The 21,443-nt window shown below is 67.8% G+C and carries 21 protein-coding genes and 1 riboswitch; of the genes, 9 read left to right on the top strand and 12 right to left on the bottom strand.

Annotation, left to right across the window (positions count from 1 at the left end):
- The first annotated feature begins 68 nt into the window (after positions 1 to 68).
- Together KME82_RS05485 and KME82_RS05480 are read left to right on the top strand one after the other, a co-directional pair.
- The gene (locus KME82_RS05485; protein ID WP_215497629.1) at positions 69 to 356 is read left to right on the top strand and encodes a hypothetical protein; all 288 of its coding nucleotides are present in this window, start codon (positions 69 to 71) and stop codon (positions 354 to 356) included.
- An 11-nt stretch (positions 357 to 367) separates the two neighbouring features.
- Positions 368 to 1,777, top strand: a complete 1,410-nt coding sequence (locus KME82_RS05480; protein WP_215497628.1) for a hypothetical protein — start codon at positions 368 to 370, stop codon at positions 1,775 to 1,777.
- Here KME82_RS05480 and gcvH read toward each other — a convergent pair.
- The 7 genes from gcvH to KME82_RS05450 all read right to left on the bottom strand — a co-directional run bounded on the left by gcvH (position 1,744) and on the right by KME82_RS05450 (position 6,877).
- The gene (gene gcvH / locus KME82_RS05475; RefSeq protein ID WP_036114531.1) at positions 1,744 to 2,139 is read right to left on the bottom strand and encodes a glycine cleavage system protein GcvH; all 396 of its coding nucleotides are present in this window, start codon (positions 2,137 to 2,139) and stop codon (positions 1,744 to 1,746) included. The two genes, KME82_RS05480 and gcvH, sit on opposite strands and share 34 nt — an antisense overlap.
- A gap of 213 nt (positions 2,140 to 2,352) precedes the next feature.
- Complete coding sequence (locus tag KME82_RS05470; RefSeq protein WP_215497627.1) at positions 2,353 to 2,976, bottom strand: 2-hydroxychromene-2-carboxylate isomerase; 624 nt, start codon at positions 2,974 to 2,976, stop codon at positions 2,353 to 2,355.
- A 10-nt stretch (positions 2,977 to 2,986) separates the two neighbouring features.
- The gene (gcvT, locus tag KME82_RS05465) at positions 2,987 to 4,123 is read right to left on the bottom strand and encodes a glycine cleavage system aminomethyltransferase GcvT (RefSeq protein ID WP_215497626.1); all 1,137 of its coding nucleotides are present in this window, start codon (positions 4,121 to 4,123) and stop codon (positions 2,987 to 2,989) included.
- A gap of 600 nt (positions 4,124 to 4,723) precedes the next feature.
- Positions 4,724 to 4,846, bottom strand: a complete 123-nt coding sequence (locus KME82_RS27045; protein WP_430538798.1) for a DUF6053 domain-containing protein — start codon at positions 4,844 to 4,846, stop codon at positions 4,724 to 4,726.
- Positions 4,847 to 4,909: 63 nt separating this feature from the next.
- Positions 4,910 to 5,461, bottom strand: a complete 552-nt coding sequence (locus tag KME82_RS05460) for a hypothetical protein (RefSeq protein WP_215497625.1) — start codon at positions 5,459 to 5,461, stop codon at positions 4,910 to 4,912.
- Positions 5,462 to 5,464: 3 nt separating this feature from the next.
- On the bottom strand, positions 5,465 to 5,905 hold the full coding sequence (locus KME82_RS05455) for an NfeD family protein (RefSeq protein ID WP_215497624.1): 441 nt from the start codon (positions 5,903 to 5,905) through the stop codon (positions 5,465 to 5,467).
- Between the two features lie 3 nt (positions 5,906 to 5,908).
- On the bottom strand, positions 5,909 to 6,877 hold the full coding sequence (locus KME82_RS05450) for an SPFH domain-containing protein (RefSeq protein ID WP_430538797.1): 969 nt from the start codon (positions 6,875 to 6,877) through the stop codon (positions 5,909 to 5,911).
- Positions 6,878 to 7,020: 143 nt separating this feature from the next.
- On the opposite strand from KME82_RS05450, the gene KME82_RS05445 reads away from it, so the two are divergent.
- From KME82_RS05445 to KME82_RS05435, 3 genes are read left to right on the top strand one after another with little or no spacing between them, the layout of a single operon-like run.
- A complete protein-coding gene (locus KME82_RS05445; RefSeq protein WP_252255634.1) occupies positions 7,021 to 7,590 on the top strand; it encodes an RNA polymerase sigma factor in 570 nt (189 codons plus the stop codon).
- Complete coding sequence (locus KME82_RS05440; RefSeq protein WP_215497621.1) at positions 7,583 to 8,545, top strand: hypothetical protein; 963 nt, start codon at positions 7,583 to 7,585, stop codon at positions 8,543 to 8,545. Before KME82_RS05445 ends, KME82_RS05440 begins: the two co-directional genes overlap by 8 nt.
- 30 nt (positions 8,546 to 8,575) lie before the next feature.
- Complete coding sequence (locus tag KME82_RS05435; protein ID WP_215497620.1) at positions 8,576 to 9,943, top strand: PDZ domain-containing protein; 1,368 nt, start codon at positions 8,576 to 8,578, stop codon at positions 9,941 to 9,943.
- Between the two features lie 798 nt (positions 9,944 to 10,741).
- Here KME82_RS05435 and KME82_RS05430 read toward each other — a convergent pair.
- The 5 genes from KME82_RS05430 to KME82_RS05410 all read right to left on the bottom strand — a co-directional run bounded on the left by KME82_RS05430 (position 10,742) and on the right by KME82_RS05410 (position 16,382).
- The gene (locus tag KME82_RS05430; protein WP_215497619.1) at positions 10,742 to 11,734 is read right to left on the bottom strand and encodes a DUF6607 family protein; all 993 of its coding nucleotides are present in this window, start codon (positions 11,732 to 11,734) and stop codon (positions 10,742 to 10,744) included.
- A gap of 56 nt (positions 11,735 to 11,790) precedes the next feature.
- Positions 11,791 to 12,369 (bottom strand): Hemin transport protein, encoded by a 579-nt coding sequence (locus KME82_RS05425; protein WP_215497618.1) that lies wholly within the window; start codon positions 12,367 to 12,369, stop codon positions 11,791 to 11,793.
- A gap of 2 nt (positions 12,370 to 12,371) precedes the next feature.
- Positions 12,372 to 14,672 (bottom strand): TonB-dependent hemoglobin/transferrin/lactoferrin family receptor, encoded by a 2,301-nt coding sequence (locus KME82_RS05420; protein ID WP_215497617.1) that lies wholly within the window; start codon positions 14,670 to 14,672, stop codon positions 12,372 to 12,374.
- 347 nt (positions 14,673 to 15,019) lie between these two features.
- On the bottom strand, positions 15,020 to 15,268 hold the full coding sequence (locus KME82_RS26525; RefSeq protein ID WP_252255633.1) for a hemin uptake protein HemP: 249 nt from the start codon (positions 15,266 to 15,268) through the stop codon (positions 15,020 to 15,022).
- A 118-nt stretch (positions 15,269 to 15,386) separates the two neighbouring features.
- Positions 15,387 to 16,382 (bottom strand): aldo/keto reductase, encoded by a 996-nt coding sequence (locus tag KME82_RS05410; protein ID WP_215497616.1) that lies wholly within the window; start codon positions 16,380 to 16,382, stop codon positions 15,387 to 15,389.
- Positions 16,383 to 16,458: 76 nt separating this feature from the next.
- On the opposite strand from KME82_RS05410, the gene KME82_RS05405 reads away from it, so the two are divergent.
- The 4 genes from KME82_RS05405 to KME82_RS05390 all read left to right on the top strand — a co-directional run bounded on the left by KME82_RS05405 (position 16,459) and on the right by KME82_RS05390 (position 21,347).
- Positions 16,459 to 17,391 carry a hypothetical protein gene (locus KME82_RS05405; protein ID WP_215497615.1) on the top strand — a complete coding sequence of 311 codons (933 nt, stop codon included), beginning with the start codon at positions 16,459 to 16,461 and terminating at the stop codon, positions 17,389 to 17,391.
- Positions 17,392 to 17,924: 533 nt separating this feature from the next.
- Positions 17,925 to 18,575 carry an IS1595 family transposase gene (locus KME82_RS05400; RefSeq protein WP_215496797.1) on the top strand — a complete coding sequence of 217 codons (651 nt, stop codon included), beginning with the start codon at positions 17,925 to 17,927 and terminating at the stop codon, positions 18,573 to 18,575.
- Positions 18,576 to 19,174: 599 nt separating this feature from the next.
- Positions 19,175 to 19,273: riboswitch (yybP-ykoY riboswitch) on the top strand.
- 143 nt (positions 19,274 to 19,416) lie between these two features.
- Positions 19,417 to 20,007: a TMEM165/GDT1 family protein gene (locus KME82_RS05395; protein WP_215497614.1), complete on the top strand. Its 591-nt coding sequence runs from the start codon at positions 19,417 to 19,419 to the stop codon at positions 20,005 to 20,007.
- A 200-nt stretch (positions 20,008 to 20,207) separates the two neighbouring features.
- Entirely contained in the window at positions 20,208 to 21,347 is a 1,140-nt protein-coding gene (locus tag KME82_RS05390; protein ID WP_215497613.1) for a GGDEF domain-containing protein, read from the top strand.
- The last annotated feature ends 96 nt before the right edge of the window (positions 21,348 to 21,443 follow it).

Here is a 21,443-nt window from a genome sequence, read left to right as displayed (position 1 = left end):
ACCGCCGACGCGCTGGGCGCGCCGGAACGGATCGGGGATCGCGTCCGGCCGCAAGCGCGGCGGGACCGATGGCGCGTCCGCCGCAAAGGCGGACGGAGCAGGTCGCCCAAAGGGGCGGCCAAACAAAAACCCGGGGCGCCGAACGCGAACCGGGTTGCAAGAAGCAGGTCGTCAGCGATGTCATCAAGGTTTTGGATGTCATCGGCGGAGAGAGCGTGGCCAACATTTCTGCAGAGGAAGCGAACCCAACGTCCACCGTTTTGACTGTCCAGGCGGAGGTCCGTTTTGTGCTGCGTGTTGTCGCGCTTGGTTTTCTCACTCTCGTCTGCAGGAAACGTCTGCTGGGCGAAACCTAATCACGCTTTTTATGACTGTCAACAACCCGGCCTATTTTTTTTTCCGGCCGCTCGCCCGGAACGCCGCGCCGACGCCGCCGCGCGCGCGTTCGAAAAACGCGCGCGCGCATCGACGCGTTCGACACGCGTTTCGTTCGATGTCGCTGAAACCCAAGCGTGGCGCGGCTTTCAGCGCGCTCGCGATTTTTCGTCGTTGGTTTTTGCATGCGCGCGCATCGCGCGCGACGCGCGTCGCGAACGATTCCGACCGCCTGTACCGGAAGAAAAAATTCCGGTCCGCGACGGCCGCGGATTTCGCGTCGCACAAGCCCGATTGCGCGAAAGTGCGCGAACTTTTTTCGGCCGCGAGCGGCGCGCGCGACCGTCGCGGCGGTCGTCGATGCGGGCGAACGCGCCGTTCGCCGAAGCGGCGAAGGCGAGCGAACACGGCGACCGCGACGCGGCGACACGCGAGCGCTCGCGGCGCCGACGACACGACCGTTCGTCGGTCGCGAATGCCGACGCATGCCTCCTGCGCACATCGTGTTCGCACTCGACCGAGCGCGCGCTGGAAACGTTTTACGGGTCGGCGAAAACTCCGGCGCGGGCGGACAAAGGCGACGCGCGCTCGCCGCTGCGCGTCGCCGCGAACCGCGCCGCACGCTCGCGTGGTCATGCCGCGCCGTCACTCCGACAGACTTCGCATCGGAGCAAGCGCCACGCGAAAGTGGCGCGGCGATAAATCGCGCGGCGGCGACGCGGCGCGGCGGCTCGCTGCATCGCGTCGCCTCTTCACCCGACCTGCACGTCTGCAGGCGGCCATCGCGTGCGGCCGGATCGACGTCTTCGCGATCGCGCCGATCGCATCGTCCCGGCACGCCTCAGGAGTTCGCGGCACACACGAAGCCATCGCGCGCAAGCCGGCGGCGATCCTGCGGCGACGACCTCAGGCCAGAACCATCGCAATGAAAATTGCCGGAGTTTTTCGCGATTCGCGCGAATGCGCACGCGCTGTCGAAGGCATGAACGATGCGCTTCGCGGGTGTCGCGCCGAATCGGCGCGCGGCGCGAGGCCCGATCGCGTCCGGTTCGAAACGATCGAAACCCAATGCCGCCGGCGCATCGCGAGCGCCGCCTCGAGCGCCGCCCGCCGCGCGCGTCGGCGAACCGTCGCACCCCTCGACCGCTCATCGCGACCAGGGCGTCGGCGCGCGGCGATGCCACTTCGGATTCGCACTTCGCGATCGAGCCGCGCGCCGACCGGCGCCGGCGCGACCGGGACCGCGCCGGCCTCGTCCGCGCGCCGCATCGCCGCAAACGAAACGGGGAGCGAGTCCCGGGCGCCGCGATCGCGGGCCGGTCCTGCGCTCCCCGTGGGCCGTGGCCGTTGCCGGCCGCGGCGGGTGGATCAGTGGTCGTCTTCTTCGAGCAGCTCGGCGTAGTCGTCGGGCGCGAGCAGTTCGTTGAGCTGGTCGGGTTCGTCGATCTCGACGGTGTAGATCCAGCCTTCGCCGTAGGCGTCTTCGTTGATCGTTTCCGGCTTGTCCGCCAGCGCGGCATTGACCGCGGTCACGGTGCCGGAGACCGGCGCGTAGACGTCGGAGGCGGCCTTGACCGACTCGACCACGGCGCTGGCGTTGCCCGCTTCGACGCGGTCGCCGACGTTGGGCAGTTCGACGTAGACCAGGTCGCCGAGCAGGCCCTGGGCGTGGTCGGAGATGCCGACGGTGACTTTGCCGTCGCCTTCGACGCGGGCCCACTCGTGGGATTTCATGAACTTCAGATCGCCGGGAATTTCACTCATGGCTGGCCTCGAACGTTGCGGGGAGCGGCGGGTAATGGCGCGTAGTTTAACGATGCCGGGCCGCCGTGGGAGGGGTAAACGCAAAAGCGGGGATCACAAAGCGCGAATCGGGTTGCCGGATTTGAGGAACGACCGCAGGTACGCGGCGCAAGGCTGCGTCGGAGCGGAAGTTTACGTCGCGCCGCGGCGGGTCCGACAGCGACAGCGAAACGTTCAACCGGCATCGGCCGTGAACGGTTCGCGGCCGGTGAGCAGCGCCTCGCGCAGCGCTTCGACCCGGTCCTGGCCCCAGAACGGTTCGCCGTCGAGCACGTAGCCGGGCAGGCCCGGCAGGTCGGCGGCGATCGCGGCGCGGGTGTTGCCGCGATAGACCGCGGCGACCTCGTCGGTGTCGGCGGTGGCGAGCGTCGCATCGGCATCGTGACCGGCATCGCGCAACAGGCCGGCGACGGTGTCGCGGTCGGCGAGGTCGCGGTCGTGCGCCCAGATCGCGCGGAACGCCGCGTCCATATAAGCGGACGGATCGCGCCCGTGCCGGTCGAGCGCGATCGCGCAGCGGTCGGCCAGGCCCGGATCGACCGGGAAGAACTTCGGCGCCAGGTTCAGCGGCACGCCGCGTTGCTGGCGCGCGCGCTGCAACTCGATCAGGCGGTAGCGCTGGCGCGCCGGCGCGCGCTGGCCCAGCGGCAGGCCGCCGTTGGCCTGGAACAATTCGAAGATCCGCACCGGCTTGTAGACCAAGGTCGCGCCGGTCTCGCGCGCGGCCGCGAGCAGCGGCGCGTGACCGAGGTAGGCGTAGGGCGAGATCAGGCTGAAGTAGTAGTCGATGCGGGGCATGCGGGCGGCCTCAGACGAGTACGCCGTCCTGCGCCTGGCCGTCGCGCACGAACGGGAACTTGACCACCCGCACCGGCACTTCCTTGCCGCGGATGTCGACCCGCACGTTGCCGCCGGCGCCCAGCGCGATCTCGCCGGCCGGCACCCGCGCGAACGCGATCGACTTGTTCAGCGTGGGCGAGAACGTGCCCGACAGGATCTCGCCGTCGCCGTGCGCGGTCAGCACCTTCTGGCCGTGACGCAGCACGCCCTTGTCGTCCATCACCAGCGCGATCATCTGGCGCGCGGCGCCGGTGGCCTTGAGTTGTTCCAGCGGGCCGCGGCCGATGAAGTCGCGCGGCGCGCCGTCGGCGCCGCTGTCGAGCGCGATGGTCCAGGCCAGCGCGGCTTCATACGGCGAGACGGTGTCGTCCATGTCCTGGCCGTACAGATTCATGCCCGCTTCCAGGCGCAAGGTGTCGCGCGCGCCCAGGCCGGCCGGCTTGACGCCCGCGGCGAGCAGCGCGTCCCACAGCGCGACCGCGCGGTCTTCGGGCACCACCACTTCGAAACCGTCTTCGCCGGTGTAACCGGTGCGGGCGATGAACAGCGCGATGCCGTCGGTCGTCTGTGCATCGCCGGCGACGAACTTGCCGAGCTTGCCGATCCGCGCGCGATCGTCCTCGCGCAGCAGGCCGATCACCTTGTCGCGCGCGTTCGGGCCCTGCACCGCGATCATCGCCAGCTCCGGGCGCTCGCTCACCGACACGTCGAACGCCTTGGCCTGCTCGCCGATCCAGGCCAGGTCCTTTTCGCGGGTGGCCGCGTTGACCACCAGACGGAAATAGCTTTCGTCGAGGAAGTAGACGATCAGGTCGTCGATCACGCCGCCCTGCGGATTGAGCATGCAGGTGTACAGCGCCTTGCCCGACTTTTGCAGCTTGTCGACCGAGTTGGCGACCAGATGGCGCAGGAACTCGCGCACGCGCGCGCCGCGCAGGTCGACCACGGTCATGTGGCTGACGTCGAACATGCCGGCGTCGCGGCGCACCTGATGGTGCTCTTCGATCTGCGAGCCGTAGTTGATCGGCATGTCCCAGCCGCCGAAATCCACCATCTTGGCGCCGAGTGCGCGGTGGGCGTCGTTGAGGATGGTCTTCTGGCTCATGGGGCGCTGCCTGCTCGTGGGGGTTTGAGCCGGTGATTATTCCAGAAGCGCGCGGGGTGCGTATTTACCCGGGGTTCGGTACGCGGGCGAATGGTGGCGCTGCTCACTGTTGTTGCAGCGCGCGAAGGCACGAAGTCTTTTGTGGGAGGGGCTTTAGCCCCGGTGCTTTTCGCTCGGATCGCGGCGCTGTCTTGGAGGCTTTTGCTGTGCTGAAAGAAAAGCGTCGGGGCTGAAGCTCCCTCCCACAAAAGGTCGGCCAGGACAGCGGGACTTCGGGCTTTGCGCGGTCGGTGCGGTTGGCGCCATGACGTGGCCGACCTTGATTCGTGTTCAGCGCCTTGGCTGAGGCGGTGAGCGCATCTCAGGCCACGAGGTCTTTTGTGGGAGTCAGCTTCAGCCCGGTGCTTTTCGCTCGGATCGCGGCGCTGTCTTGGAGGCTTTTGCCGTGCTGAAAGAAAAGCGGCGGTGCTGAAGCTCCCTCCCACAAAAGGTCGGCCAGGACAGCGGGACTTCGGGCTTTACGTGGTCGGTGTGGTTGGCGCTGTGACGCGGCCGACCTTGATTCGTGTTCAGCGTCTTGGCTGAGGCGGCGAGCGCATCTCAGGCCACGAGGTCTTTTGTGGGAGGTGCTTCAGCCCCGACGCTTTTCGTTCGGATCGCGGCGCTGTCTTGGAGGCTTTTGCTGTGCTGAAAGAAAAGCGTCGGGGCTGAAGCTCCTCCCACAGAAGATCTGCCGGGGCGGCGGGGCTTCGGACTTGCGCGGCGGGCGCGATGGCGTGGCCGACTTTATTCTTCTTCGGCGCCTTCGTTGTAACAGCTTACTTCGGTTGGCTTGACCTCCACGAACCGGCCCTTGCGCCGGTCCAGCCGCACCGCCCAGCGCGAGGCGTCGAAACGCTCGCGCGCGGCCGCGCCCTCGACCAGGGTGTCGATGATCGCGATCACGCCCGGGTCGCTGATGCCGTCGATCATGCAGGTAGAAATCGACACCCGCTCGCCGCGCAGCAGCTTCGGGTAAGGGACCACGTCGGTGATCTTCCAGCGCGCCTCGTTGCCGATCCGGCCGACCAGTTCGGCGGCGTAGAACTTCAGCGAGCGGTCCTCGTTGTCGTCGATCGTGCCGATGCTGCGCGCGCAGATCTGCTCGGCGCTGCGGCCGGTGCCGACGCAGCCGCCGGTGTTGGATTTGAAACCGTCCGGAAACGGCGGCACGACCTTGCCGATCCAGTCGTCGCCGCGCTGCGGTCCGCCGGCCGAGGCCGGCTCGGCGGCCAGCAGCATGGCGAACACCATCGCCGATGCGCGCAAGCTCGTTGCCACGGCGCGCACGGTCGTCATGGGTCAGCCCGCCAGTTCGACCTGCAGGGTCATGCCGTCGGTGCCGATCACCCGCACCGCGGTGCCGGCGGCCAGTTCCGGCCCGGTCACGTCCCAGAACGCATCGGCGATCTGGACCCGGCCGCGGCCCTGGACGATGCCGCGTTCGAGCACCACCACGCGGCCGATCAACTGCTCGGCGCGGCGGTTCAACAAGGGCTGGTCGCTCTGGCGCTCGCGGCCGCGGAACCAGGTGCGGTAGACCTGGATCGAGGCGAAGCTCAACACGATGAAGGCCGCGACCTGCGCCAGCACGGTCAGGCCCGGGAACACCATCGCCAGCGCGAACACCGCCGCGGCGGCGAAGCCGAGCCAGAGCATGAACGCGCCGGGCGCCAGCGCCTCGGCCGCGAACAGCAGCATCGCGATCGCGGCCCAGCTTACGGTCTGCCAGGTCCAGGCCATGGCTCAGCCTCCGCTGCGCGACGGCGGCGCGCCGGCCGCGCGGCTGGGCTGGCGTTCGAGCGCTTCCTTGGCCAGTTCGCCGATGCCGGCGAGCGAGCCGATGATGCCGGCCGATTCCATCGGCATCATCACGAACTTCTGGTTCGGCGCTTCGGCCAGCGACTTGAACGCCTCGATGTATTTCTGCGCGATGAAGTAGTTGATCGCCTGCACGTTGCCGGCCGAGATCGCGTTGGACACCATCTCGGTGGCCTTGGCTTCGGCCTGGGCCAGGCGCTCGCGCGCTTCGGCCTGGCGGAACGCGGCTTCCTTCTCGCCTTCGGCTTCCAGGATCACCGACTGCTTCTCGCCCTCGGCCTTGAGGATCGCGGCCTGGCGGAAACCCTCGGCTTCGAGGATGTTGGCGCGCTTCTCGCGCTCGGCCTTCATCTGCCGCGCCATCGAATCGACCAGATCGCGCGGCGGCTGGATGTCCTTCAATTCGATGCGGTTGACCTTCAGGCCCCACGGATGGGTCGCCTGATCGACCGCGTTGAGCACCTTGGTGTTGATCTCGTCGCGCTTGGACAGCGATTCGTCCAGGTCCATCGAACCGATCGCGGTGCGGATGTTGGTCATCACCAAGTTGAGGATCGCAATTTCCAGAGTGGCGACCTCATACGCCGCCTTGGCCGCGTCCTGCACCTGGAAGAACACGATGCCGTCGACCTTGACCACCGCGTTGTCCTTGGTGATCACGTCCTGGCTGGGGACTTCCAGCACCTGCTCCATCATGTTGATCTTGCGGCCGACGCCGTAGATCACCGGCATCAGGAAATGCAGGCCCGGGTCCATGGTGTGGGTGTAGCGGCCGAAGCGCTCGACGGTCCACTGATAGCCCTGCGGCACCATGCGCACGGTCTTGAACAGCAGGATCACGCCTGCAAACACCACCACCATCGCCAGAAACGTTCCCATGAACTCCCCCTCCATGCCTCGTCCGAGGCCGCCAGTATAGGCCGTGCGGGGGTCTGCGACCCTTCACGCCCTTGCTGCATCCTTGTACTGGAATGCCAGCCGAACTCACCTCATCGCCTCCGCCCGGCCCCCTGCCCGCCCCCTCGCCGGAGCGGCCGGTGTCGAGCTTCGCCATCGACGTCCCGGAGACGTTGCTGGCGCGCGCGCGCAGCGGCGAAGGCGCGGCGTTCGAGCAGATCTACCGCTGGTTCGAACGACCGGTGTTCACCCTGGCGATGCGGATCGCCGGCGATCGCGAGGAAGCCACCGACGTGCTGCAGGAGACCATGTTGAAAGTGCTCACGCGGATCGGCGACTTCCGCGGCCACGGCGACGGCAGCGGCACGCCGTTCTGGGGCTGGTTGCGCCAGATCGCGGTCAACGAGGCGCTGATGCGGCTGCGCAGCCAGCGCCGCCACGAGCATGCGATCGAACCCAACGACGAACACCTGGCCGACGACCGCCTGCCGCCGCCACCCGCGGCAGCCGACGCCGCCGCGCTCGGCCGCGCCCTGGCCCAGTTGCCGGCGCCGACCCGCAGCGTGCTGTGGCTGTACCACGCCGAGGGCTATACCCATGAGGAGATCGCGACGTTGATGCAACGCACGCCGAGCTTCTCCAAATCGCAACTCGCGCGCGGCTCGCGCCGCCTGCGCCTGTTGCTGGAACCGGAGCAGGCCCATGCCTGATCGAAACCTTCCCGACCCGCGCGGCGCCGCGCCGCAGGACTGGCCGAGCGCGTTCGCGCAGTTGCCGGCGGAAACGCCGCCGGCCGACGGCTGGGCGCAGGTCGCCGCGCGTCTGGCGTCCGCGGCGAACGCCGCGCCGTCTGGTGGCGACACCGCATCGCCCGTATTGCCCGCGACCGGCCGCACGACGGCCACGCGTCGCCACGTACCGCACCGCCGTCGTTGGGCGATGGCGGCGATGCTCGCCGCGGCGCTGCCGCTGGCGTGGTGGCTGAGCCAGCGCGGCGCCGATCCGACGACGCCGGCGACGCAAGCGGAACAGGTCGCGCATACCCAACACCCGTCGTCCGATCGCGTGCCCACGCAGCCGTCGCCGTCGCCCTCGACGCAACCGCAGCCCGACCCGGGCCAGTTGGCCGACACCGGCGACCGCCGCACCGATCGCACGGCCGATCGCGCAATCGACCGTGCGACGGATCGTGCGATCGTCACCGCGCCGAAGCCATCGAACGACGCGAACAAGCCCGCACCGCGCACCGCCACGCCACGGCGCGAAGCATCGCCAAACACCCGCGAACGCCAAGTGCCGACGCGTCTGGCCGTGAACGATGCCGCGCCGACGCCGCAAGCGCCCGCCAGCAACGACAGCGACGCCATCACCCAACGCATCGGCGAACTGCAGGCGCAGTCGGCGCAGCTGGAAGCGCTGATCGCCGCCAGTCGCGACGACCGCGTCGCCAGCGCGACCGCGGCGGTCATGAGTTCCGAACTCGACCAGCGCCTGGGCCTGATCGACGCCACCCTGATTTCCGCGCCGCTGCCCGCTTCGCAGCGCCTGTCGCTGTGGCAACAGCGCGTCGGCACGCTGCGCGCGCTGGCCGGGGTGGAAAGCACGCAACGCTGGTTCGCCGCGCAAGGCGAACGCTACGACGACGCGCTGGTGCGCGTCGACTGATCCCTCTTCATCGCCGTACCGGAGAACGACATGGCCCGCGCCACCTCACCCTTGCGCCGTACGCTTCCATTGCTGCTGGCCGCGGCAATCGGCAGCGCGCTCGCACACGACCATCCGAAAGCCGCGAGCGCCGCCGTCGGCGCCGCGGCGCCGACCGCCGCCGTTGCCCCGACCCGGGTGCATAGCTATTACTTCGTCAGCCGCGGCGACGCGACCACGTCGCGCCAGTTCGCCCAGACCCGACAGTTCGCCCAAGCCTATTCGCGCAACCGCACCGAACTGGGCGCGCTGCCCGATCCGGTGACCAAGCCGACCTTGATCCGCGACGACCTGCGCGGCCCGCAGCTCGGCGTGATCCTCGCCCCCGATGCCAAGGCCGGCGTGCGCATCGTCGCGGTCACCCCCGACAGCGCCGCGGCCAAGGCCGGCCTGCGCAGCGGCGATTCGCTGCTCGGCGTGGGCGACAAGAGCATCGCCGGCGCCGACGGTTCGGCCCGCCTGGCCAATGCGCGCGCGCTGCTCGGCGTGCTCGAACCCGGCAAGCCGGTGCGCATCCGCTATCAGCGCGACGGCAAGCCGGCCAGCCTGACCGCGACGCCGCAGCTCGGCGAGCGGGTGATGGTGTTCGAGAACCACGACGGCTCGCAGTTCGTGACCAGCGGCAACGTGGTGATGCGGCGCCTGCCCAACGGCGAATCGCAGGTCGAGGCCGAGCGCATCGAACACTTCCAGGCCGATCCGATGATGGCGCCGCGCATGCGCAGCGAGATCATCCGCCTGGATGCGGACTGCAAGAACAAGCCCTGCCCGCTGCCGTCGATCAGCGAGGCGCTGCGCTGGAACGGGCTCAACCTGGCGTCGGTCGACGCCCAGCTCGGCCGCTACTTCGGCGCCGAACGCGGCGTGCTGGTGCTCAGCGCCGGTCCCGAGCTCAAGGGGCTGGAAGCCGGCGACGTGATTCAGAGCATCGACGGCCATCAAGTCGACAGCCCGCGCGAAGCGATGGTCGCCTTGCGCGGCAAGCCCGACGGCGGCCAGGTCGAAGTGGCGTACCTGCGCGACCGCGCCAAGGCCAAGAGCACGATCAAGGTGCCCAAGGCGATCGCCTGGGCGCCACCGCCACCGCCGCCGCCTCCGCCTCCGCCTCCGCAGCCCCCGCCGCCTGCTCCGCCCGTACCGCCGAAGCCGCCCGCGCCCCCCACGGCGCCGGTGCCGCCCGCGCCTTTGGCGCCGCCTGGAGCGCCGGTCCCGCCTGCTCCGCTGCCGCCTCCACCGCCGCCTCCGCCGCCCCTGCCGCCGGCCCCTCCGCACGGCGTGCTGTTGCCTGCGCCTGCCGCGGCGCCCGCCGCGCCGGTGTGGGCGATAACGAAAAAGGCTGGGACCAGTCGCGTCGACTGAGCCCGGATGCCGATGCACGCGGTGCCGTGCGTGATGGCCACGCAACGTAGTTGCGTTGCGTGGCTGCGACTCGCGCCCCCGCGATTGCATCGCCTGTGAAGTGTCGCGGTCGCAGCTTGCGCAGCTCCTACAGTCTGAAACGAAGCAGCGCCGCAGGCCGACTGTAGGAGCGGCGCGAGCCGCGACCGCGAACTTGCACGCCGCGACGAATCTGGTTCGCGTGCGTTGACGCACGGTCGGAGGCATTCAGCCGCATCCATGAAGCTGCGCGGCATGTGAAATGTCGCGGTCGCAGCTTGCGCAGCTCCTAAAGTCTGAGACGATGCAGCGCCGCAGGCCGACTGTAGGAGCGGCGCGAGCCGCGACCGCGGATCTGCACGGTCCGACGAATCTGATTCGCGTGCGGTGGTGCTCGCTCGCATGCATGCATCCAGCCGCCCCCATGCAGTTGCGTCATAGATGAAGTGTCGCGGTCGCAGCTTGCGCAGCTCCTACCGTCTGGAACGAAGCCCCGCCGCAGGCCGACTGTAGGAGCGGCGCGAGCCGCGACCGCGAATCCGCACTCGCCGGCGAAACTGGATCGCACGCGCGACCGCACGCCACTCGCACCAACGCCGACGCCGATGCCAACGAAAAAGGCCGAGCATCGCTGCCCGGCCTTTTTGCTCTACGCCCATACAACATCATCCGATGTACGCCGATACGCTCGCAGCACCACCATCGACATCGATCACCGACTCGATCGCGGCTTCAACCACGAAACCCCACTCATCCCGCGCACCGCAGCAACCACCCGACTCACTTCGCCGGCGGCGACTGCTCCGGACCGGCCGTGTCGGCCGGCGCCTTGACCACCCACTTGGCGAACACCGCGTCGATCTCCTTGTCGGCCACCGGCTTGCCCGCTTCCCGTTTGCCGGCCTGCTCGAACAACGGAATGATCATCGCCATGCCGTCGACCTTGGTCTTGAGCTGCACGCCGGGCGCCTGGTCCAGATACACGTTCCAGTGCGCGCGCACCTTGGCCCAGTAATCCTTGGTCGCTTCCCAATACTTGTAGGCCGGCTTGAAGTCGACGTCCTTGGTCTTGACGTAATCGTTGAAACCGAACTCGCGCGCCAGTTCTTCCTGGGTGCCGTCGGGCTTGCGCAGCACCTTGGTGTTGTACTGCTCGTGGGTCCAGCCGTTCGGGGTCAGGGTGTGGCGGTTGATCGCCGCGACCGCGTTGTAGTCGCTGCGCTTGGTGTACTCGCGCCGCGGCAGCGGACGCCAGCTCGGATCGCTGGTCCAGGTGGCGACGTTGTTGCGGTAATCCCAGCGGCCGGTGCCGCAGTAACGCGGCGCGTCGCTGACCTCGTAAACGCACTGGGTCCAGGCGCCGCGATTGAGCTCGGCCGGGATCGTGCGCACGTGCCAGGTCTGGTCGGCGCTGAACTCGAAACGCTGCGGCGCCTCGAACACCCAGTCCTGACGCCAGTGCTTGGTGACGTGGCCGCTCTTGCCGTCGACCAGGATGTGCTGCAGGACGATCCGGCGCGGGCTGTCCTCGACCACGATCACCGTCTCGTTGCCGCCGCTGCGCATCGCCGGCGCGCGTTCGTAGTTCGGCTTGAGCAGCACGGTTTCGTCGAAGGCGAAATCGACGATGTACTCGCCCTGCATGGCCAGGATCGAGGCGCGGTCGCGCTCGTTCGACGCGGCGGTGATGTTCACGGGAGACAGGGCCAGCGCGATCGGGCTGGCACACAGACAAAGGGCCAGCACGCTGGCGCGGATTACGGGTTGGGTCATGGCTGAACTCGATGCTTCTCGGTTGGCTATATAAAAGGAAAGGGTGGGATCACACGTCAGGCGAATTGCGCCGGTCGCGCTTCGTCGCTCAAGCGCGAGGCCATGCAGCAACACACATGGGCTTGGGTCTGCAGACGCGCCCCTTCGCCGGCGGCGATGCGGCGCGCATGTGCTTGCCCCAAAGGCGACAGTTCGGCGGTGTCGGCGACCAGGATGCAATGCCCGGCATCGTCGCGCAGGACATGCAGGCGCAGCACCTCGGCCTGCCAGCGGCCGCGCAGGCGACGCAGCCAGCGTCGACGCAGTGCGGCCCAAGCGCCGCCGCGGGCATCCGCGCCGCGGTACACCGGCAACTTCGCCGCGGCGTCGTCCCAAGCCAGGAAATCGCTGTCGGGCAGCAGGTACAGCCGCCAGCACACGCGGCCAGCGGCATTGCGGAACACCAGCGCTTCGCACGAAGACTCGCCGTCCAGGCGGGTCATGCGCTCGGCGCTGGCCGCCTGCAGCCAGCCGTCGAGCGCGTCGCGATGACGGCGCGGGTACACGCACAACACCGTCGCGACCGCGGCCAACCGCTCCGGCGACGGCAGGCCGGCGCGTTCGGGCGGGTTCGCGATCGACGACGGCGCGCGCATGCTTACCAGCTCACCGACACGCTGGCGCCGACGTTGCGGCCTGGCGCGCTGTAGCGGTCGATCACCGTGCTGGTCGCGGCGATGCCCGGCAGGTCGCCGGCATCCCAGTAGGTCTTGTCGCCGAGGTTGAACACGCCGACGTTGACCTTGGCGCCCAGCGCGAAATTCCAGTGCGCGAGCAGATCGAGCACGCCGTAGCCCGGTGCGGCGAATCGGCCCGGCGCAGGCAGATCGTTCTTGCGCTTGGCGAAGCGGCCGGCCAGTTCCACGCCCCACTCGTCGCGGTCGTAGGCCAGGCCCAGGGTCGCGGTCAGCGGCGCGATCGATTCCAGCGGACGATCGGCGGTCTTGTCCTCGCCCTTGCTGTACGCCGCCGCGCCGCGCAGCGACCAACCGGCCCAGGCCGGCGAGAACTCGCCGAAGTCGACGCCGCCGCGCAGTTCGACGCCGCGGATGCGCGCCTTGGCCACGTTCTGCGACTGGAACACGATTAGCGGGGTCTGCGGCGGCGCGCTGACCTGGCGGTTGGATTCGATGAAGTCCTTGTAGTCGTTGTAGTACGCCGACAGCTGCGCGTACGCGGCCTGGCCGCTGAAACGCAGGCCCAGCTCGTACCCGTCGCTGGTTTCCGGCTTGAGGTTCGCATTGGGAATCGCGGTATAGCCGAACTGCAGATTGGTGAAGCCCAGGTTGACATCGCTGTAGGGCGGCGCGCGGAAACCGCGCTGGTAGCCGCCGTATACCGACCAATCCTGCGAGAAGTGCCAGACCGCGCCGAGCTTGGGCGATACGCTGGTCTTGCTCAGGTCGCTGATGACCACGCCGGGATTGTCGGTGGTGAAGATCGCATCGCGCTGCGGACGCAGTTCGTAACGGTCCACGCGCACCGCCGGCACCAGCCGGAACGCGCCGTCGGCGAACTGGATTTCGTCCTGCACGAACACGCCGGTGCTCTGGGTCTTGCTGACCGGGAAGTCGCGCACCGGGAAGGTGTCGGGCGAGATCACATTCGTGCTAACGCCGGTGGTCAGGTTGATCGCGCGGCCGTCGCGCTTCTGGCGGAACTGCGTGTTTTCGTATTCGAAGCCGTAGGTCAGGGTGTGCTGGACCGGGCCGGTGGCGAAGTTCTTGTGCGCGGTGGCTTCGGCGCCGTACACGCGCTGGTCGAAGTTGAACTCGCGCAGGCGCAGGGTCGGGCTGATTTCGCGGCCGCCGACCACGCTCACCCGCTGCTCGCGGGTGCGCTGGGTGGTCTCGCTGTCCTGGCGGTAGATCTGCCAGCGCAGCGAATCGGCGAAGGCGCTGTCGAGCGCATCGATTTCATGCGCGAACGCGACCCGCGCGCGGGTCTGGTGGTCGTTGCCGGTCTGCGACAGCACCCGCACCGCCGGCGCGCCCGGCGCCGACAGCGCGGTGCCGCGCGCGGTGAACACGTCGGTGTCGGTCTGGTCTTCGCTGCCTTCCACGGTCAGGCGGAAACGCTGGTTGTCGCTGGGCGCGTACACCAGCTTGGTCAGCAGGCTGCGGCCGTCGTTGTCCTGCGGATTGGGCGTGGTGCGGCTGGCGTCGAGGGTGTTGCGCTTGCCCTGGTTTTCGGTTTCCTGGCCCTGGTGGTGATTGACCACGACCAGGCCCGACCAGCGCTCGCCGCCGAACGCCGCGGTGGCGCCGCCGTACAAGCCGTCGTTCTGGCTTTCCACGCCGAGCTTGAGGCCGAAGTAGGTGTCGGCGCCGTCCTTGAGGTAATCCTCCGGGTCCTTGGTCACGAACGAGACCACGCCGCCGAGCGCATCGGAGCCGTGCAGCGCGCTGCTCGGGCCGCGCACGACCTCGACTTCCTTGACCGTGTCGAGATCGACGAAATTGCGTCCGGCGTTGGAGAAGCTGCCGATGCTGAAGCTGTCGGAGACCGAGATGCCGTCGACCAGCACGCGCACGCGATTGCCGCCCAGGCCGCGGATGCGGATATCGCCCAGGCCGAAGCGTTCGCGATTGGAGCCCACGACGATGCCGGGCTCGTAGCGGAACAGGTCCTTGATGTTGCGGGTGAGTTCGTTGTCCATGCGTTCGCGGTCGATCGCGCTGACCGTGGCCGGCACGTCCTGCACCGCGCGCTCGGTGCGCGTGGCGCTGACCACCACGCGCTGGAGTTCGTTGACTTCGGCGCCGTCGGGCGCGGGCGCGTCGGCGGCCAGCGCGGCGGCCGGCAACGCGAGCAGCAGCGCCAGGGCCAGCGCGCAGCGCGCCGGGACGACAACGGGGAAAACGCGCGAACGCGCGGCAACACTGGGGACGCGGGACATGCAGTCGGACTCGGTTGTATGGGGTTTGGACCGAGGCGGGCTGGCGTCCGATGCAAAGACTTCGTTGCAGGACAGGGCTGGCAGCCTTGGAGAGAGAGGGTGCTGGCGGGTCGGCGAACCGACGCGCCGCGCCGCGTCGTATCCCTGGACGGGAGGGGACGCGGTGCGGCGGTGACGCGGGCGATGGGGCGGGCTTGCAGCGTTGGGCTCAGCGGGCTCGGGGTCGGTCGGTGCGGTGGGGCTTGGGACGGTTGGGGTCCGGGGCCTTTGGCGGTCGGGTCGAACTCGGGCTTGGGGATCGGGATGTTGCTGAGCGGTGCTTGGCTGGTTGCTCGCCGGTCGCGGGGTTACTTGGTCAGGATCAGCTTGTCGTTACGGGTATGGCGCAGGCGATAGACCTCGCCGCCGTGACGGATCAGCACTTCGCGCGCGCCGCGCAGCAGCGCGGTGCTTTCGACCAGGACGCCCTGGGCCGCGGCGACCACGGCCGAGGCCATGGCGGTGGGCGCGGAGGGGTCGACGGCGGGGGTCGCGACGGCGGACAGGGAACGATCCGTGCGGGGTTTCAGCTGCAGCACCGGGTTGCGCAGAGACATGGCGGTGACTCGTTCGGGGGTGGGCTCCCGAATGATGATAATGATTCTCATTTGCCAGTCAACACGCAAACACACAAATCTGCGACTGCAGTCATGCAGAAGCTGTCCAGCCCCCTATTCAGGCAAAGGCGTTCTCGACCCGCTGCCAGCCGGCCTCGTCCACTTTGTCGATCAATTCCAGCGCCTGCAGGTTCTGCAGCAGCTGCTCGCTGCGGCTGGCGCCGAGGATCACGCTGGACACGTGCGGGTTGCGCAGGCACCAGGCGATCGCCAGCGGCGCCTGCTCGACCTCGAGTTCGCGCGCGACCGCACCGAACGCGGCCACCCGCTCGATCCGGCGCTGATCGGCGCTGCCGACCGCGATCCGGCGCAGCCAATCCTTGTCGGCATGCTCCAGCCGCCCGCGCTCGGCCCCGTCCTCTCCGTCGCCGTGGGCCGACAACGCGCCGTACTTGCCGGTCAGCAGCCCCGAAGCCAGTGGCGACCAGATCGTGGTGCCCAGCCCCAGCTCGGCGTACAGCGGCGCGTATTCGAGTTCGACCCGATCGCGGTGCAGCAGGTTGTACTGCGGCTGCTCCATGCTCGGCGCGTGCAGATGGTGGGCGCGCGCGATCTTGTGCGCTTCGCGGATCAACCCGGCCGGCCACTCCGAAGTACCCCAGTACAGCACCTTGCCCTGGCGGATCAGCGCATCCATCGCCCACACGGTTTCCTCGATCGGCGTATCCGGATCGGGACGATGGCAGTAGTACAGATCGAGATGCTCGACACGCAGCCGGCGCAGCGCATCGTGGCAGGCTTCGGTGACGTGCTTGCGCGACAAACCTTTCTGGGTCGGACCGGGCTCCTCGACCGAGCCGAAGAAGACCTTGCTCGACACGCAGTAACCGTCGCGCGGCAAGCGCAACTCGGCGATGACCTCGCCCATCACCCGCTCGGCCTCGCCGTTGGCATACCCTTCGGCGTTGTCGAAAAAGTTGATGCCGTGATCCCACGCCGCGGCGATCAGTTCGCGCGCGGTGTCGCGGCCGATCTGCGCACCGAACGTAACCCAGGCGCCGAACGAAAGCGCCGACAGTTGGAGGCCGGATGAACCCAGGCGACGGTATTGCATGGACACACTCCCATCGGATCATTGACTGCACGCATGCTACGCCGATGAGCCTCAAGACCAAGGGCGGGATGCGCGGATGGCGGTGAAGACCCGTGGCCTGATCGTGAGCCTGATCGCGATCGCCGTGGCCCTGCTCGGCTGGCAGCTGTGGCGTTTGCGCGCGCCGGCCGCGCCCGCGGCGACCGGCCAGGACGCCGCGGCCACGCAAGAACAATCGGCCGTGCCGGTAAAGCCCGCGGACACACCAAGCAAGATCGAACCGATCCGCTCCGACTATCGCAATCCCCAGTTGGCCGAACTCAAGAGCCGCGCCGACGCCGGCGACAGCCGCGCCTCGTGCCAGCTCGGCATGGAACTGCTGCGCTGCACCGACGTGTCCCCGGCCGAACAGGTGCTGGCGTCGGCCGAAGAGAATTCTCGTCCGGATCTGCCGCCGGAACAGCGCGCCTACATGACCAAACTGGAGGACCGCGCGCGCCAGATGATCAACGAATGCCGCAACGCGCCGACCGATTCGTGGAAACAGGGCAACCACTACCTGCGCCAGGCCGCGCTCGCGGGCGAGCCCGAGGCGATGTACCGCTACGCGCGCGGCGATTCGGTCCTGGTCGATTACACCCACATGAACTCGCCCGAGTTCGACCGTTGGCGCGCCGAGGCCGGCAACATGCTGCAGTTGTCGTTCGAAGCCGGCTATCTGCCGTCGGTGTTCGATCTGATGGTCGGCTACAGCGACAATTCGTCGCCGTTGACCGGATTGATCGCGAACGACCCGACCAAGGCGCGGGCCATGCGCCTGTTGATTTCGCGCCTGGCCGGCAAACCGGCGGACCGGCCGGAGTCGCGCTACGCGAACCTGGAGCCGGCCGCGACGGCGTTGGCGTCGCAATGGCAACGCGATTATTTCCCGACGGTGAAGCCGCCGTTGCAGAAGATGCCGCGGTTGATGCCGGCGGGGTTCGCTTCGTTGTATGCCGATGAGAACAATGAGCCGGCGTGTACGCAGTGAGTTGAGGTTGGCGTGTGACCAAGGTTGCGATCGGGTTGTTGCGAACGGTGACGGTTGTTGCGGCTACTGCGTAGGTTGCGACGTTGTCGTGGTGGCGCGGTCGCGGCTTGCGCCGCTCCTACAGGGAGGCCATGCGGCTCTGGCTTGAGCTTGAAGCTACGCAGTTCATCCAGCGCTGCGAGGCATGTAACTCGCGAGAACAAAAGCACACCCGGTGGCGCACGCCTGCGTCTGCTCCGATCGCGCGGGCACTTGATCCACAAAAAAGCGTTTTTCTTTGGTTACCTTTCTTTTGTCGCTTTAGACAAAAGAAAGTGACCCGCCGCTTTAGTGGCGGAAGCTTTTGATCCTGCCTGTAGCTCCTAAAGCTTTAGAGCTTTGAAGCGGCAGAGCCTTTGAAGCCAAAGGCAAGATCAACGGCTTTCGTCCGCAAGCGGCCGAGTTACTTTCTTTTTTCAAAAGCGACAAAAGAAAGGTAACCAAAGAAAAACGCTTGGGGCTGTCCTAGATAAGAATTCGATCTAGGATGAGAAATGGCGATAAGTCGCTGTCGGATAAGCAAAAAAGACCAACTCAGGCTGGTCGAGCTGTTCGTGGCCCAAGCGACCGCCCGTACCGCGGCCGATCTGGTGGGAATTCATCGCAACTCCGCGGCGCTGTACTTCCACAAGCTGCGCCAATGCATTGCCGCTCAGATGGCCGAAGTCGAGCCGGAAATGGCGGTCTTTGAGTGCGACGAGAGTTACTTCGGCGGAGCGCGTAAAGGCAAGCGAGGACGAGGCGCCGCGGGCAAGGTCTGCGTGTTCGGCACCCTCAAGCGCGACGGCAAGGTGTATGCCTTGCCGATTGCCGACACCCGCAGCCAGACCTTGCTGACGGCCTTAAAAACCCGGGTTTTGGCCCATTCGGTGGTCTATACCGATCACCTGGCCAGCTACAACATCCTGGATGTGTCGGGCTTCAAGCATCGACGGGTGAATCACCGGCATGAGTTCGTAACCCGTCGTGGGAACCACATCAATGGCATCGAGAACTTCTGGAATCAGTCCAAGCGGATCTTGCGCAAGTACAACGGCATTCCGCGCAAGAATTTCTTCTTGTTCCTGAAAGAGTGCGAGTTCCGTTTCAACTATGGGACGCCCCGTCAGCAGCTCAACACGCTGCGGGACTGGGTTGGGCTATAACCCTTATCTAGGACAGCCCCAAACGCTTTCTTTGAATCAAGTGCCCGCAAGTGCGGAGCTTGCGCGGGCACGCGCCACACGGGACATCCATGTCCCGGTGGCGCGCGACGCGCATCCATGCGCGTCGCCCTTCGGGTGTGCTTTTGCTAACGCGAGTCAGGAACTTCGCATCGCTGGATGAACTGCGTGGATTGGGGCGAAAGCTACATGGCCTACCTGTAGGAGCGGCGCAAGCCGCGACCGCGAAAACGCAACTACGGCGTAGATTTCGGCGTTACCGCGATGGCGCGGTCGCGGCTCACGCCGCTCCTGCAGGGGCTGCGATGACACTACGTCTCTCGTGCTTCAACAATCGGATACGTGCGGCTACGGCGATGGCAGCAACGGCATGTACATCGCATACGGCAAGCAATCAGGCGCCAAACCTCCCACGGCTCGAACCCGATGCAGCAACATCGAAGACTCAATAGCGACGTCACATCGACGACCCACCGAAGCCTCGCGCCCCTACCTCATGACGCCCCCGCAACGAACCAAAGCGAAAGCTTCTCATTTGCTGCGCACCCCGCCGAATCCCGCTACAATCCGCGCACTTTCCTCCTCCGGGGAGTAGCCCACCCGCACACCGACCAGGTTCGCGGGGGCATGCGTCAACACACTTGGCCCACAGGCCATGGCGCATGTACGGCAGCCAGCGTGCGATCCGATCCATGGCCCAGGCCAGGCGAGGACCCGCGCAGCGACCACGGGCAAGACCGAAGGCAGGCGTTGCGTGCAACCCGGGTCGGGCCACGTGGCGTCCGCCTTCGCGTCCACGCGAATGCCCGACCCTGGAGTTGTCATGGATCTGTCCTACCTGCCGGCCTCGGTCGTCACCACCGCGGTGTCGACCGGCACCGTCGCGCTCGCCGAAATCGGCGACAAGACCCAATTGCTCGCCCTGCTGCTCGCCGCGCGCTTCCGCAAGCCGCTGCCGATTATCGCCGGCATCCTCCTGGCCACCTTGCTCAACCACGCCCTCGCCGCCTGGTTCGGCACCCTGGTCGCGCAGTGGCTCAAACCCGAGATCCTGCGCTGGGTGGTCGCCGCGAGCTTCTTCGCGGTCGCGCTGTGGACCCTCAAGCCCGACCAGTTGGACGAGGAAGAAACCAAGTTCTCCGCGCGCGGCGCCTTCATCGCCACCACCATCGCGTTCTTCTTCGCCGAGATCGGCGACAAGACCCAGGTCGCGACCGTGCTGCTGGCGACCCGCTACGAGCCGCTGTGGGCGGTGATCTTCGGCACCACCATCGGCATGCTGCTGGCCAATGTGCCGGTCGCCCTGCTCGGCAGCCGCTTCGCCGATCGCCTGCCGCTGAAGACCGCGCGCTACGTCGCCGCGGCGGTGTTCGCGGTGCTGGCGCTGTGGGTGGCGGTGCGCGGCATCGGTTGACCGCCGGCCGGTTCGCGCCCACGCCGCCCGCGTCCGGCCAAGACGGCGCCCGCAAAGGCGCCTTCGTCGTCTGGCGGCAGCCACCGACGCGGATCGAACGGCCCGCTGCGCGGCGGCGGGTCGATTCGCCGGCACGTTCGCCCGCGCGCGGTCGCGCTATGCTCGCCGCGGGCCGCGCTTGGCCGTAAACGGGAACCGGGATGTACCAAGGCGTGGGCGGTCGGATGCGCAGCGTGATCGTGGCGCTGCTGTTGCGGCCGGACGAAATCATGCTCGAGATCGGCGCCGGCGGCGAACTGCTGGTGGCGCGGCTGCGCGCGGTGCTCGCGGCGATGCTGCTGCTGTTGCCGTTGCTCAACGCGATGGGCGGCGGCAGCGTCAAGGAAACCATGATCGGCCTGGGCGGGGCGATCTTCGTCAACGTGTTCTCGCAGCTGTGGCTGGCGCTGGCGCGGCGGCAGCGCCGTTACCGCTGGCTGCCGTTCTGCACCGCCGGGTTCGACGTCACCGCGACCACCCTGGTGCTGGCGATGCTGGCCGCGCAGCACCTGCCGGCCGGCCTCAACAGCCTGATCGTGTGGTGCGGCTATCTGCTGGCGATCCTGCTGACCGCGCTGCGCAGCGACGGCCGGGTGACCTTGTTCGCCGGCGCGCTCGCGCTGATCCAGTACGGCCTGCTGGTGCTGTGGGTGTTCGCCTCGGCCGGTTCGCCCGAGGACTTGATGTCCAGCGACTACGGCGCGGTCACCGTCGGCAGCCAGACCCAGCGCCTGGTGCTGCTGGCGATGATGACCGTGGCGACGTCGATGATCGTCTACCGCATGCAGCGCCTGATCGAGATGTCGGGCACCGACGGCCTGACCCGGCTGCCGAACCGGACCTGGCTGACCCATCGCATCCCGCGCCTGTTCGACGCGGTGCGCCGCGACGGCGGCAGCCTGACCCTGGCCCTGATCGACCTGGACCACTTCAAGCGCATCAACGACGACTACGGCCACCGCCTCGGCGACCGCAGCCTGCGCCACCTGGTCACGGTGCTGCGCGAGCAGTCCGAGCCCAGCGAATGGCTGGTGCGGCTGAGCGGCGGCGAGTTCCTGCTGGTGATGCGCAAGCCGCTGGGCACCGCGTTCGAGGAAGTCGACGCGATCCGGCGCGCGGTCGCCGAGCGCCCGTTCGAACCCGGCCGCGGCGCCGAGCCGCTGTGGCTGAGCTTCAGCGCCGGCCTGGTGACCTTTCCGCAGGAGGGCGGCGACCTGTCGCGGCTGCTGCGTCGGGCCGACCTGCGCCTGCAGCGGGCCAAGCAATCCGGGCGCAACCGGGTGGTGGCGCGTGACCTTTAGGCCGCCGCGGCCCGCAAAAAACGCCGCGATCGCCGCCGCGGCGTCCATACAAAAAGCCGCCCGGGCGTCTTTTCAACGCTTGAAACGCGATTGCGC

Origin of the sequence: Lysobacter capsici, assembly GCF_018732085.1 — a bacterium.
Classification (GTDB): domain Bacteria; phylum Pseudomonadota; class Gammaproteobacteria; order Xanthomonadales; family Xanthomonadaceae; genus Lysobacter; species Lysobacter capsici_A.
This window is presented reverse-complemented; position numbering and strand designations above follow the sequence as displayed.